At 72.1% G+C, this 15,370-nt stretch carries 2 protein-coding genes; both read right to left on the bottom strand.

Going from position 1 to position 15,370, the window contains the following annotated elements; all coding sequences use genetic code 11:
- Positions 1 to 4 precede the first annotated feature (4 nt).
- On the bottom strand, positions 5 to 8,803 hold the full coding sequence (locus tag ACFFQA_RS10840) for a type I polyketide synthase (RefSeq protein WP_446681674.1): 8,799 nt from the start codon (positions 8,801 to 8,803) through the stop codon (positions 5 to 7).
- Positions 8,804 to 9,005: 202 nt separating this feature from the next.
- Positions 9,006 to 15,365 (bottom strand): SDR family NAD(P)-dependent oxidoreductase, encoded by a 6,360-nt coding sequence (locus tag ACFFQA_RS10845; protein ID WP_377851627.1) that lies wholly within the window; start codon positions 15,363 to 15,365, stop codon positions 9,006 to 9,008.
- Positions 15,366 to 15,370 lie beyond the last annotated feature (5 nt).

Consider the following 15,370-nt stretch of genomic DNA (forward strand, 5'->3'; position numbering starts at 1 on the left):
GTTCCTACTTTCCGCTCTTCCTGGCGCGCGCCCGGCCTGCCGCCCTGCGACGCCGTTCACCGCGCTGCGCGCTGCCCTTCAAAGCCGCACCGCTCGTCAAACCCGCCGCGGGTGCGTCAGTCCTCGGAACCGCCGACGTGGCCGAGGCCACCGCGCCCTGCTCGCCGAGCAGCTCGGCGAACTGGGCCACCGTCGGCTTCTCGAACAGGCTCGCCGCGGCCAGTTCGGTGGCGAACTCCTTGGACAGCCTGGCGATGACCACCAGTCCGACCAGCGAGGTCCCGCCGAGCTCGAAGAACGGGTCGTGCACGCCGACCTGTTCCAGGCCAAGGCATTCCTGCCACACCAGCGCGACGCGGCGTTCGACGTCGTTGCGCGGGGCCAGGTAGGCCACGCGCAGGTCCGGCCTCGGGTACCGCTCGGACACCGGGACCACGCCGACGTCGGCGACCGCGTCCATCGAGTTCAGCTCGGCGAACGTGCGGACCGCCTCCGGCAACGGCCGGGTGAGCACCAGCACCTGGGGGGCACCGGAAGCGACGATCCTGCTCAGCTCGTCGACACCGTCCTCGTTGCCGATGCCGTACTTGGCACGGTAGTCGCGAACGGCCTGCTGCATCTCGGCTGAGCCGGAAAGCGCGTCATTTGACCAGTTGTCGTACTTCCAGGCGCCCCAAGCCACTGACACGACGTGCTTGGCTGTGCTAGCGGTGACGGACTCGGCCGCCGCGAAGGCGTCCAGGAAGGCGTTCGCGGCGGCGTAGTCGTACTCGCCGACCGCGCCGACCACGGTCACCGCCGAGGAGTAGAGCACCAGCAGCTCCACCGGCTCGGCGCGCAGTGCCTCCGCGATGGCCAGCGTGCCGGTCACCTTGGGCGCCAACACCTCCGCGGCCTGCTCGCGGCTCTTGGTCTGCAACAGGCCCTTGCCCGCGACACCGGCCGCGTGCACCACGCCGTGCAGTTCGCCGAAGTGCTCACGCGCGGTGCGCAGCATGTCCTTGACCTGCTCCGGCTCGGTCACGTCGGCGCAGATCGGCAGGACCTCCGCGCCCAACGCCACCAGGTCCTTCAGCTCCAGCAGGGTCCTGCTGGTCTTGTCGTCGGGGCCGTGGACCTCGATCCAGTCGTTCCAGCGGTCCTGTTCCGGCAGCTGCGAACGGCCGACGAGCGCGAGCCGGGTCCCGAGCCGCGCGAGCCTGCGGGCCAGCGCCAGACCGAGACCGCCAAGGCCACCGGTGACCAGGTACGCCCCGCCCGGCCGCCACGCCGCCGACTCGTCGAGCTCGCCCGCGGTCTCGGTCAGGTCCGCGACCTCGAAGTCCCGCAGCCAGCGGCGACCGCGCCGCCACGCCGCCGGGACCCCGCCGGTGCCCGCCTCGGTGCCGAGGGCGACGGCCTCCCGCCCGAGCAGGTCGGACTCGCGCAGCAGCTGCGCGGCGATCTTCGCGGGCTCGGTGGTGGACTCCACGTCGACGTAGCGCGGGTGCACCAGCGGGTACTCGTGGTCGATCGCGCCGACCGCGCCGAACACCATGGCGGAGACGGGGTTCGCCGCGTCCTCGCCGAGCACGTCGAAGGTGTCCACCCCGGCGGCGACGAGCAGGACCTCACGGTTGGGCAGCACCGACCCGAGCGCCTGGGACAACGACATCAGGCTGTAGAACCCGTGCTCCACGGCGGTGTCGTGGTCGGCGAGTCCCTTGTGGACACCGAAGGCGTGCACGATCCGCAGCGGCAGGTCCGCCTTGTCGGCGATGCCGTCGAGCACCAGCCGGTAGTGCTCGGCGTCGCTCGGGTCGATGGTGATCACGTTGCTCTGGCGGGAGAACGCCGGGCCGGGCTCGACGGTCAGCACCTCGTGCCCCGCCGTCGCGGCGAGCGCGGCCAGCTCGTCGCCGACGTGCGCCCGCTCAGCGAAGACGATCACCGTGGTGGGCTTGGCCTCCGACAGCGAGAGCTTCGCGTCCTGCCTGCGCCAGATCGGCGTGTGCGAGAACATGCCGGGCTTGCCGTCCGCGGGCTTGTCGGCCTTGGCGGCGTTGTCCTTGAAGCCCATGTCCGCCAGGTGGTCCGGCTGGTCGTCGGCGTAGTCGGGCCAGTACCGGATGCGCTGGAACCGGTAGCCGGGCAGGGCGACCAGCGCCCGGTCGGCGGAGTGCCCGGCGGCGAAGTCCACCGGGACGCCGAGCTGCCACAGCTGTCCGAGCGCGGTCAGGAAACCCTCCCGGTCCGCGGTCAGCGCGACGGTGGGGATCGTGGCGTGCTCGGTGCTGCCGATGATCACGTCGGCGTGCTGGGCGAGCGCGGCGACATCGTCCTTGATGGACAGACCGGTCGGGGTCGCGTCCACGCTGAGCGCGTCGGCCAGCGAGACCTTCCCGTTGACCACGGCCGCGACCTGCGCGCCGACGCCGTGGCCGACCACGGCGGAGGGCTTGATCCCCCACGCGCGCAGCAGTTCCACGAGCGCGTACTCCGTAGCGAACGCCTCGCCCAAGCCGGAGCACTGGTCGTAGGCGGCCTTGAACGCGGGCTCGGTGTCGTAGAGCGAGGTGCTGTCACCGGCCTGGCCGGACAGGACGAGTGCGACACGAGCCTTGGTGCTCGGCGTGTCCACAGGGGACAGTCCGGAGCGGAGCTTGGCCACCGCGTCGGCGATGTCCCGCACCACAACGGTTCCGCGCAGTGGGTGCCCGGTGCGGCGGGCCTGCGTGGTGTAGGCGACGTCGGCCAGGTCGAGCGCCGGGTTGGCGTCGAGGTGGTCGGCCAGCGCCGTCACGGCCTCGGCGAAACCGCCCTGGCTCTTGGCGGAGACGGTGACCAGCTGCGCGCTCGTCGCGCCGACCGGCTTGGCCTCGTCGGCGGGGACCTGTTCCAGGATGAAGTGGGCGTTGGTGCCCGACCAGCCGAAGGAGCTGACACCGGCGAGCACCGGACTGTCCTCGGTGGACCGGAACGGGGTGAGGCCCTGGACCGGGCGGACCGCGCCGTCCACTGTGACCACCGAGTTCGGCTCGGTCAGGTTGCGGTTGCCCGGCATCTCGTTGTGCTGCAAGGCCAGCACGGTCTTGATCAGACCGGCCATGCCCGCGGCGGCCAGGGTGTGGCCGATGTTGGACTTCACGGCGCCGACGTGGAGCGGGTTGTCCAGGGGGCGGTCCTCGAAGATCTCGCGCAGCACGCTGAACTCGATCGAGTCGCCCAGCGGTGTGCCGGAACCGTGCGCCTCCACGTAGGAGATCTGCTCCGGCGTGACCCCGGCGGCGGCGTGCGCGGCGCGGATCACCGCGAGCTGCGCCGCGCGGTTGGGCGCGGTGAGGCCGTTGCTCTGACCGTCCTGGTTGGTCGCGGTGGCCTTGATCAGCGCGCGCGGCCGGTCACCGGGGCGGACCGTGGAGGCCCGGCGCAGGACGACCGCGCCACCGCCCTCGCCGATCACGTAGCCGTCGGCGGAGGCGTCGAAGGTCTTCGTGCGGCCGTCCTCGGCGAGCATGCTCATCTTGCACGCCTGCACGAAGGTCTCCGGCGAGAGGATGCCGGAGGTCGCGCCGACGATGGCGATGTCGCACTCACCGCGCTGGAGGCTCTGCACGGCGAGGTGCATCGCGACCAGCGAGGACGAGCACGCGGTGTCCACGGTGAGGCACGGGCCGTGCAGGTCGAGGTGGTAGGCGATGCGCCCCGCCGCCGCGCTCAGCGAGTTGCCGAGGCTGAAGTACGGGTCGTTGGAGCACGCCTCGCCGTCGACCTCCAGCTGCCGGAAGGAGTACTGGAGCGAGTCGATCAGACCGGCGAACACTCCGGTGCAGCTGCCGCGCAGCTCCTCGGCGGTGACGCCCGCGTCCTCGATCGCCTCCCAGACCAGCTCCATCAGCAGCCGGAACTGCGGGTCGAGCCGACGGGCCTCCTGCGGGGAGAGGCCGAAGAACGGCGCGTCCCACCCGGCGATGTCGTCGATGAAGCCACCGGCCTGGGTGTAGGCCTTGCCGGGCGCGGTCCGGTCGGGGTCGTAGAACTTCGAGGCGTCCCACCGGTCCTCGGGCACCTCGCGGATGACGTTCGCGCCCTCGGCCAGCATGTCCCAGTACTGCTCGGGGGTGTTGCTGCTGCCCGCGAACCGGCACGCCATGCCCGCGATCGCGATCGGCTCGTCACTGACGACCTGGGTCGGGACAACCGGAGCGGGAACGTCCTCACTGTCCACACCGGACAGCTCGGCCAGCAGGTGCGCGGCGAGCGCGGCCGGCGTGGGGTGGTCGAAGACCAGCGTCGGCGGCAGCACCAGACCGGTGTCGGCGTTGAGCCGCCCGCGCAGCTCGACGGCGGTCAGCGAGTCGAAGCCGAGCTTGGTGAACGGCTCGTCGGGCAGGATGTCGTCGATCCCGTTGTGGCCGAGCACTTCCGCCGCGTAGGTGCGCACCAGCTCCAGCAGCACGCGGTCGCGCTCGGCCTCCGACAGCCCGGCCAGCCGCTCCCGCCACACCCCGGACTCGGCGGCCTCGCGGGCGCGGGCGGCCTCCTCCTCGGCGATGGCCAGCACCGCGGGCAGGTCGCCGATGAGCGGGCTCGGGCGCAGTGCGGTGAAGGTCGGCGCGAAGGTGCGCCAGTCGATGTCGGTGACGGTCAGCGTCGTGTCGTCGTTGTCCAGCGACTGCTGCAACGCGGCAACGGCCAGGTCGGGGGCCATCGCGGGCACACCGAGCTCGGTGAGGAACGCGTCGATCTCCTCGCCGACGCTCATGCCGACCTCGCCCCACCGGCCCCACGACACGGCGGTCGCGGTCAGGCCCTGGGCGCGGCGGTACTCCGCGAAGGCGTCGAGGAAGGTGTTCGCGGCGGCGTACGCGGACTGGCCGCCGTTGCCGAGCACACCGCCGATGGAGGAGAACATCACGAAGGCGTCGAGCTCGGTGCCCTCGGTCAGGCGGTGCAGGTTGAGCGTGCCGTCCACTTTGGACCGCAGGACCTCGGCGAACTCGTCGGCGGTGACCGACTCCAGCGGGTCCATCCGGAGCACACCGGCACCGTGGATGATCGAGGTCGGGGTGTCGCCAGCCGCCTTCAGCTCGTCGAACACCTCGGTCAGCGCGTCGAGGTCGGCGGTGTCGCACGCGCGGACCGTGACCCGGGCACCGAGCTCGGTCAGCTCCGCGACCAGCTCGGCGGCGCCGGGAGCGGCCTCGCCACGGCGCGAGGTGAGCACGATGTGCCCTGCCCCGTTGCGCGCCAGGTGCAGTGCGACCTTGCCGCCGATGCCGCCGGTGCCACCGGTGATCAGCACGGTGCCGCCGGGACGCCAGGCCCGCTTGGGCGCGGTGGTGCCAGCCTCGGTGAAGCGGCGGGCGAGCAGGCCGGAGGGGCGCACGGCCAGCTGGTCCTCACCGGCCAGACCACCCAGGACGGAGGTCACGAGGTGCTTGGCGCGCTCCCCGACCTCGGCGGGCAGGTCGATCAGGCCGCCCCAGCGCAGGGGCTGCTCGATCGCGGCGACCCGGCCGAGGCCCCAGAGCTGCGACTGGATCGGCGCGGAGACGGTGTCGCTGTCGGCGGCGGCGACCGCGCCCTGCGTGGCAGCCCACACCGCCGCGTCGATCCCGGCGTCGGCGGTGGCCTGCATCAGCGCGATGGTCGCCGCGACGCCGAAGGACAGCGGGCCGTGCGCCTCCTCGGCCAGGCCCAGCAACGAGAGAACGCCTCGGACTTCGGTGGCACCGCTGAGCTTCGCGGCGAGTTCCGCGCGGTCAGCGGTGTCCACGGTGATGGTCCGGACGGTCGCGCCGCCCGCCGTCAAGGCTTCGGTGACGCCGCCGACCCACGCGTGGTCGGCCTGCGTGGTGGGCACCGCGAGGAGCCACAGTCCGGCGACGGAGGACCCGCTCCCGGTGACCGGCTTCCAGGTGACGCGGTACCGCCAGGTGTCCACAACGGACAGTTGCTGCCGAGAGCGACGCCAGCCCGCGAGGGTCGGCAGCACCGCGCTCAGCGTGGCGTGGCCGTCCGCGTCGGCGACCGCGAGCTCGGCGGCGAGGGCTTCGAGGTCGCCGTTGTCCACGGCCTCCCAGAACCGCGCCTCCTCCGGCGAGCCGCTGGAGACGACCTCGCCGCCGCCTTCGAGCGCGGGGTCGCTGAGCCAGTAGCGCTTGCGCTGGAAGGCGTACGTGGGAAGGTCGATCCGCTGTGCGCCAGTGCCCGCGAAGACCGCGGACCAGTCGAGCGGGAGACCACGGCTGTGCGCGCGGGCCAGCGCGAGCGTCGCGGTGTGCGCCTCGTCGCGGTCCTTGCGCAACACCGGAACGAAGACGGCGCGTTCGCCGGCGTTGTCCGCGCCCATCGCGGAGAGGACGCCGTCCGGGCCGATCTCGACGTAGGTGGTGACGCCGTAGGACTCCAGCGCCTTGATGTTGTCGGCGAAGCGCACGGCGTCGCGGACGTGGTTGACCCAGTAGTCGGCGGTGGTGACCTCGCCCTGGGCGACCATCTCGATGCCGGGCTCCGCGTAGGCGATAGTCGATGCGACCGCGCGGAAGTCCTCCAGCATCCCGTCCATCAGCACCGAGTGGAAGGCGTGCGAGACGGTGAGGCGCTTGACCTTGCGGCCCTCACCCTTGAAGTGCTCAGCGATCTTCTCGGCCTCGGTGGCGTCGCCGGAGACCACCACGGACATCGGGCCGTTGACGGCGGCGATGCCGACGCGGTCGGTCAGGTGCGGCGCGACCTCGGCCTCGGTGCACTGGATCGCGATCATGGCTCCGCCGGTGGGCAGCGCCTGCATCAGGCGGCCCCGCGCCGCGACCAGCCGGGCGGCGTCCTCCAGCGAGAACACCCCGGCGACGTGCGCGGCGGCGATCTCGCCGATGGAGTGACCAGCGACGAAGTCCGGCTTGAGGCCCCAGGACTCGACGAGCCGGTAGGCCGCGACCTCCAGCGCGAACAGCGCGGGCTGCGCGTTGCCGGTCTGGTTCAGCGCGTCGGCGTCGTCACCGAAAACGATCTCCTTGACGCCGGGCAGGTGCGCGCACACGGCGTCGAAGGCCTCGGCGTAGGCGGGGAAAGCCTCGTAAAGCCCCCGCCCCATGCCGAGGCGCTGTGAGCCCTGGCCGGTGAACAGGAATGCGGTCTTGCCATCGGTGACCTGGCCGAGCACCACGTCGGTGGAGGACTCGCCCTCGGCGAGCGCGGTCAGCCCGGCCAGCAGCTCGGCGCGCCCGGCGGCGACGACGACCGCGCGGTGCTCCAGCGCGGCCCGGCTCGTCGCCAGCGAGAACGCCACGTCCACATCGGACAGATCGGCATTGGAGTCCACAAAGGACTTGAGTCGGCGGGCCTGCGCCTTCAACGCCTGGGCGGACCGGCTCGACAGCACCCACGGCACGGTCGGCAGCTGGCCGACGACCTCGGGAGCCTCGGCGGCCTCCTCGGTGGGAGCCTGCTCGATGATCACGTGCGCGTTGGTGCCGGAGACGCCGAAGGAGGACACGGCCGCGCGGCGCGGGCGGTCGACGGCGGGCCACGGCTGGGCCTCGGTCAGCAGGGACACCGCGCCCGCGGTCCAGTCGACCTGGGACGAGGGCGCGGTGACGTGCAGGGTCTTCGGCAGCACGCCGTGCCGGATCGCCTCGACCATCTTGATGATGCCCGCGACGCCGGCGGCGGCCTGCGTGTGGCCGATGTTGGACTTCAGCGAGCCGAGCCACAGTGGACGGTCGGACTCGCGTCCCTTGCCGTAGGTGGCGATGAGCGCCTGGGCCTCGATCGGGTCCCCGAGCGGGGTTCCGGTGCCGTGCGCCTCGACGGCGTCGATGTCGCCGGGGGCGAGGCGGGCGTTGCTCAGCGCCGCACGGATGACCCGCTGCTGCGCGGGACCGTTCGGCGCGGTGAGACCACTGGACGCGCCGTCCTGGTTGGTGGCGGAACCCCGGATGACGGCGAGCACCTTGTGACCGTTGCGCTGCGCGTCGGAGAGCTTCTCCAGCAACAGCATGCCGACGCCCTCACCCCAGCCCGTGCCGTCGGCGGAGTCGGAGAACGCCTTGCAGCGGCCGCTCGGGGACAGGCCGCGCTGCCGGGAGAACTCGATGAACGGCCCCGGGGTGGCCATCAGCGTGACACCACCGGCCAGTGCCAGCGAGCACTCGCCGGAGCGCAGGGCGTTGGCGGCCAGGTGCACCGACACCAGCGAAGACGAGCACGCGGTGTCGATGGAGACGGCGGGCCCCTCAAGGCCGAAGGTGTAGGCGACCCGGCCGGAGGCGACGCTGCCCAGGCTGCCGGTGCCGAGGTAGCCCTCGAACGCGGCGGGCGGCACCTGCAACCGGGACGCGTAGTCGTTGTAGATCACCCCGGCGAAGACACCGGTGTCGGTGCCCTTGAGCGACGCCGGGTCGATCCCCGCCCGCTCGATGGCCTCCCACGAGACCTCCAGCAGCAACCGCTGCTGCGGGTCGGCGGCCAGCGCCTCGCGCGGCGACATGCCGAAGAACTCCGGGTCGAAGTCCGCGGCGTCGTGCAGGAACCCGCCCTCCCGGCTGTAGGAGGTGTGCGCGACCTCGGGGTCGGGGTTGTACACCTCCGGGCTCCAGTCCCGGTCGGCCGGGAATCCCGACACCGCGTCCGCGCCGTCGGCCACCAGCCGCCACAGGTCCTCTGGCGAGGCGACCTCACCGGGGAAGCGGCAGCTCATGCCGACGATCGCGATCGGCTCGAAGTCCCGCTCCTGCACGTCGTGCAGGCGGCGGCGGGTCTCCCGGAGATCCGTCGTCAGCCGCTTCAGGTATTCGAGGTACTGCTCTTCTGTCGCCATGTCTGCCGCAACTCCCTTGAGGACTGTGTCCGGGGCGCACGCGCAAGGGGTCCCCAGACCAAGCCGACCACATCGGCGGGGAGGTTGTTAGTGCACATTCACCTAGACCCTGTCGCGTCGGGGTGGGGCCGGCCCATGCGGAAGCTCGCCTCGGCACGTCGCTGTCCGACGTGCCGAGGCGAGCCCTTCCAGGCCGGGTCGGTCAGGCCCCCAGCTCGTTGTCGATGAGCGCGAAGATGTCCTCGGCGGTCGCCGAGCGCACGTCGCTGTCCGCGTCGGCGTCGTCCGACCTGGGCGCCGCCTTGGCGTTCCACGTGGACAGCAGGCGGCGCAGCCGCGCGTCGATGTCGGCGCGCTCGGCCTCCCCCGGCTCGGCTGCCGAGATCAGGTTCTCCAGCCTGCTGATCTCGTCGGTCAGCGGCACCCCGCCAGCGGCCTCGTCCGGCACCACCTCGGTGAGCAGGTACTTGGCCAGCGCGTCCGGCGCGGGGTAGTCGAAGATCATCGTGGTCGGCAGCTTCAGACCCGTTGCCGCGCCGAGGGAGTTGCGCAGCTCGACCCCGGTCAGGGAGTCGAAGCCCAGCTCGACGAAGCCCCGGCTCGCACCGACCGTCTCGGCCGACGCGTGGCCGAGCACCATCGCCACCTGGGAGCGCACCAGGTCCAGCAGGTGCCGCTCGCGCTCGGCCTCCGACAGCCCGGCCAGGCGCTGCCTGAGCGCGTCGGCCTGGCCGGCGGCGTCGGCCTGGGCCACGCGGCGGGACGGGGCCTTGACCAGCTCGCGCAGCAGCGGCGGGACCATCCCGGTGCGGGCCCCCGCCTGGAGGAACGGCAGGTCGATCTTCATCGGCACCGCGACCGCGGCGCCGACGGCGTGCGAGGCGTCGAAGAGCGCCATGCCCTCGTCCCCGCTGAGCGCGCCGAAACCGTTGCGGCTCATGCGGTCCACGTCGCTGTCGGCCAGGGTGTCGGTCATCCCGTCCGCCCACAGGCCCCACGCCTGGGACTGTGCGACCAGGCCGTGGGCGCGACGGTGCTCGGCGAGGGAGTTGAGGAAGACGTTGGCCGCGGCGTAGTTTCCCTGGCCCGGCGTGCCCATGACACCGGCCGCCGAGGAGAACAGGACGAACATCGCCAGGTCCCGGTCCTTGGTCAGCTCGTGCAGGTTCCACGCCGCGTCGACCTTGGGCAGCAGCACCTTGCGCACCCGCTCCGGGGTGAGCTGGCCGATCAGGCCGTCGTCGAGCACACCGGCGGTGTGCACCACGCCGGTCAGGTCGACCTGGCTCAACAGAGCCGAAAGCGCCTCGCGGTCGGCCGCGTCGCAGGCCGCGATCGTCACCGACGCGCCCAGCTCCTCCAGTTCCGCGCGCAGCTCGGCGGCACCGGGGGCGGACTCGCCGCGCCTGCTGGTCAGCAGGAGGTTGCGCACACCGTGCTCGGTGACCAGGTGCTTGGCCAGCCGGCCGCCGAGGCCGCCGGTGCCACCGGTGATCAGGACCGTGCCCTCCGGCCGCAGCGGTCGCGGGATGGTCAGGACGAGCTTGCCGATGTGCTTGGCCTGGCTGATGAAGCGGAACGCCTTCGGCGCGTCGCGCACGTCCCAGGTCTTGATCGGCAGCGGTGCCAACGCGCCCCGCTCGAAGAGCTCGATCAGCTCCTGCCACATCTCGGCCGTGCGAGCCTCACCGGCCTCGTAGAGGTCGAACGCGTCGTACTTGACGTTCGGGTGGTTGACGGCCACCTCCTCCTGGGAGCGGATGTCGGTCTTGCCCATCTCCAGGAACCGGCCGCCGCGCGGCAGCAGGCGCAGCGAGGCGTCCACGAAGTCGCCCGCGAGCGCGTCGAGAACGACGTCGACGCCCTCGCCGTTCGTCGCGGCCAGGAACTCCTGCTCGAAGTCCAGGGTCCGCGAGTTGGCGATGTGCTCGATCCCCATTTCCCGCAGGACGTGGTGCTTGCCGAGGCTCGCCGTGCCGAAGACCTCGGCCCCGAAGTGCCTGGCGATCTGGGTCGCGGCCATGCCGACACCACCGGCGGCGGCGTGGATGAGGATCTTGTCCCCCTCCTTCAGCGCGCCGATGTCCTTGAGGCCGTAGTAGGCGGTCAGGTACACCACCGGCACCGAGGCCGCCTGCTCGAAGGTCCAGCCGTCGGGGATGTGGGTGACGTAGGCGCGGGTCACCGCGGCGACCGGGCCGAAACCGCCGTCGAGCAGGCCCATCACCTTGTCGCCGACGGCGAGGTCGTTGACCTCGGAGCCGACCTCGGTGACCACGCCCGCCGCCTCGTAGCCGGGACGGCCGGTGTGCTCGCCGAGCATGCCGAGGACGTTGAGCGCGTCACGGAAGTTCATGCCGGTGGCGCGGACGTCCAGGCGGATCTGGTTGGGCAGCAGCGGTTCCAGGGCGTCCGGGGCGGGCAGCAGCTCCAGGTCGTTGAGCGAGCCGCGGACCTTCACCCCGGCCCGCCACGCCGTCTCCCCGGCAGGCGGGGCGAGTACGCCGCCGTTGGCGATGCCGACCAGGCGGGCGGCGAAGAGCTCGCCGTCGCGGTGCAGCAGCTGCGGCTCCCCCGTCGCGATCGCCGAACCGACCACAGTGGACAGTTCGCTGTCCGGGACGGAGGGCTCGACGTCGACGAGGACGAAGCGCTCCGGGTTCTCCGACTGCGCGGAGCGGATCAGGCCCCACACCGCCGATCCCGGAAGGTCGGTCACGTCGTGGCCGGTGTCCAGGGCGACCGCGCCCCTGGTCAGCACGACGAGGGTGGCGTCGTGGTCGGCCGCGAGCCACTGCTGCGCGATGTCGAGCACGCGGGTGACCTCGGCGTGGGTGGTCTCCACCACGTCGTCACGGCTGGGGTTCAGCGCGAGGACGACCGGGCCGGACTCCGACTCGCCGAAGGCGCTCCACGGCACCGGGTCGGCGGCGGGCACCGGGGACCAGGTGAGGGTGAACATCGACTCCGCGCGCGGGGCGGCGGCCGAGGCGAACTGGTCGGTGGAGACCGCGCGCACGGCGAGGGTGTCCACGGAGATCACCGGGGCACCGCCGGAGTCCGCCGCGACCACCTCGGCGGAGTCGTCCCCGGTCGGGGTGATCCGGACGCGGAGGATCTTCGCGCCGGTCGCGTGCAGGGTGACGCCGCGCCAGGCGAAGGGCAGCGCGCCCTCACCCTCGTTGTCCCGCAGGAACATCCCGTGCAGCGCCGCGTCCAGCAGCGCGGGGTGGATGCCGAACTCGCCGCCCTTGGCCTTCGCCGCGTCGGGCAGCTCGACCTCGGTGAAGATCTCCTCGCCCCGCCGCCACGCGGCCTTGAGGCCCTGGAACGCCGGGCCGTAGGCGAACCCGCTCCCCGCGAGGTCGGCGTAGAGGCCCTCCAGCGCGATGCTCTGCGCTCCCGCCGGCGGCCACTCCGCCAGACCGGCGTCCACAGTGGACCCGGACTCGACGAGGGTGCCCTGGCCGTTGAGGGTCCACGGCTCGGAACCGCCGCCCCGCGAGTAGATCGCGACCGGACGGCCGGTGTCCTCGGGAGCGCCGACGACGACCTGGACCGCGACCGAGCCGGTGGCGGGCAGGATCACCGGCGCGAACAGGGTCAGCTCCTCGACCGTGCCGCAGCCGACCTCGTCGCCCGCGCGGATGGCCAGCTCGACCAGCCCGGCGCCGGGGACCAGGACCGTGTCGCCGACCGCGTGGTCGGCCAGCCACGGCTGCGTGGCGAGGGAGAGCCTTCCGGTGAAGACCAGGCCGTCGCCCTCGGCCAGCGACAGCGCCGCGCCGAGCAGCGGGTGCCCTGCGGGCTCAAGGCCCGCGCGTTCGACGTCGGCGACCTCGCCGTCGCTCTCCAGCCAGAAGTGCCGGTAGTCGAAGGCGTAGGTGGGCAGGTCGACGCGGCGCGCGCCGGTGCCCGCGAAGAAGGCCGCCCAGTCCGGCTCGTGACCGGCGCAGTGCACGCGGGCGAGGGCGGAGACGACTCCGGCCGTCTCGTCGCGGTCCTTGCGCAGCAGCGGGATGAAGACCGCGTCGCCCTCCACGCAGTCCACGCCGGTCGCCGACAGTGCGCCGCTCGGGCCGACCTCGACGAACCTGGTGACGCCCTTGGCCTCCAGGGTCCGGACACCGTCGAGGAACCGGACGGGCCTGCGGATGTGGCGCACCCAGTAGTCCGGGTCGGCCAGCTCCGCGCCGGTCACGGCGGAGCCGGTCAGCGTGGAGACGATCGGGACGCGCGGCTCGTTGTAGGTGAGGCTCGCGGTGACCTCGCGGAAGTCGTCCAGGATGCCGTCCATCAGCGCGGAGTGCGACGCCTGGCTGATCGGCAGCCGCTTGACCTTGCGGCCGCGCTCGCGGAAGACCTCGGCGACGGCGAGGCCCTGCACCTCGTCCCCGGAGATGACCACCGACGTCGGGCCGTTGATGGCGGCGATGCCGATCCGGTCACCGGAGAGGACCTCCAGCACCTCTTCCTCGGTCGCCTGGATCGCGATCATCGCGCCGCCCTCCGGCAGCGTGTTCATCAGGCGCCCGCGCTCGGTGACCACCCGCACCGCGTCCTCAAGCGACCACACGCCGGAGGCGTAGGCGGCGCAGAACTCGCCGATGGAGTGACCCGCGACGTAGGCAGGGTGGACACCCCACGACTCCAGGAGGCGGAACAGCGAGACCTCGATGGCGAACAGCCCCGGGAACATGTAGTCGATGCGGTCCAGCAGCGGCGAGCTGTCGAAGACGACCTCGCGCAGCGGCTGAGCGAGGTGCTTGTCGAACTCGGCGGCGATCTCGTCGAAGCTCTCGGCGAAGGCCGGGAACGCGGCGTGCAGCTCGCGGCCCATGCCCAGGTACTGCGAGCCGCCGCCGGTGAACAGGAACGCGGTCTTGCCCGCGACGGCCTCGCCGGTCACCAGGTCGGGCGAGGACAGACCGTCGGCGAGGGCGCGCAGCGCGGAGAGCCGGTCGCCCTCGGCGGGGACCACGGCGGCCCGGCGCTCGTGGTTCGTGCGCGTAGTGAGCAGTGAGAAGGCGATGTCCAGCTCGGAGACTCCGGGGTTGGAGTCCACATAGGACAGCAGGCGCTCCGCCTGGCCGCGCAGCGACTCGCTGGTCACCGCGGAGAGCACCCACGGCACGACCGGGAGCTCGGCGGTGACCTCGGGGGCCTCCTCCTCGACGGCGGGGGCCTGCTCCAGGATCAGGTGCACGTTGGTGCCGGAGATGCCGAACGAGGAGACCGCGGCGCGACGGGGGCGGTCGACCTCCGGCCACGGCTGCGCCTCGGTGAGCAGCGAGACCTCACCGGCGGACCAGTCGACCTGCGTGGAGGGCTTGTCGATGTGCAGGCTCTTCGGCAGCACGCCGTGCTCGATGGCCTTCACCATCTTGATGATCGCCGCCACACCGGCGGCGGACTGGGTGTGGCCGATGTTGGACTTGACCGAGCCCAGCCACAACGGGTCGCTGTCCCCGCGCTCCCGTCCGTAGGTGGCCAGGAGTGCCTGCGCCTCAATGGGATCGCCGAGCGCGGTTCCGGTGCCGTGCGCCTCGACGACGTCGATCTCGTGGGAGGCGAGCCGCGCGTTGGCCAGCGCCGCCTTGATGACGCGCTGCTGCGACGGGCCGTTCGGGGCGGTGAGCCCGTTGGACGCGCCGTCCTGGTTGACCGCCGAGCCGCGCACGACCGCGAGGACCTTGTGGCCGTTGCGCTGCGCGTCGGACAGGCGCTCCAGCAGCACCATGCCCGCGCCCTCGGCCCACATCGTGCCGTCCGCGCCGTCGGCGAATGCCTTGATGCGGCCGTTCTCGGCGAGACCGCGCTGGCGGGAGAACTCCACGAAGGCGTGCGGTCCCGCCATGACCGCGACACCGCCCGCGAGGACGAGCGAGGTCTGCCGGTTGCGCAGGGCCTGCACGCCGAGGTGCACCGCGACCAGCGCCGACGAGCACGCGGTGTCGATGGAGACGGCGGGGCCTTCGAGGCCGAGGGTGTAGGCGATCCGTCCGGAAAGGACACTGCCGGAGACACCGGTGGCCAGGAAGCCCTCGACCTCCCTGGGGACCGAGCCGATGCTGCTGATGTAGTCGAGGTGCATGACACCCGCGTAGACGCCGGTGTCGCTGCTCTTCAACGTGGTCGGGTCGATCCCGGCCCGCTCGATCGCCTCCCACGTGACCTGGAGCAGCAGTCGCTGCTGCGGGTCCATCGCGACGGCCTCGCGCGGGCTGATGCCGAAGAACTCCGGGTCGAACAGGGAGGCGTCGTGCAGGAAGCCGCCCTCGCGCACGTAGGTCGTCCCGGGGTTGTCCGGGTCGGGGTGGTACAGCGCCTCGTTGTCCCAGCCGCGGTTGGTGGGGAACGGCGTCATGCCGTCCACTCCCCCGGCGACGAGGTCCCACAGCTGCTCCGGCGTGCTCACGTCGCCGGGGTAGCGGCAGGCCATGCCGACGATCGCGATCGGCTCGGTGTCCTTGGACTGGGCCTCGCGCAACCGCTTGCGGGTGTCGCGGAGCTCGGCGGTCATCCGCTTGAAGTACTCAAGGCTCTTCTCGTCTGCGTTCACTGCTA

It is taken from the genome of Allokutzneria oryzae (genome assembly GCF_042429765.1).
Lineage (GTDB): Bacteria > Actinomycetota > Actinomycetes > Mycobacteriales > Pseudonocardiaceae > Allokutzneria > Allokutzneria oryzae.

Coding starts and splice junctions, on each gene's coding strand:
- ACFFQA_RS10840 (WP_446681674.1), bottom strand. CDS start 8,803: ATGGCGACAGAAGAGCAGTACCTCGAATACCTGAAGCGGCTGACGACG.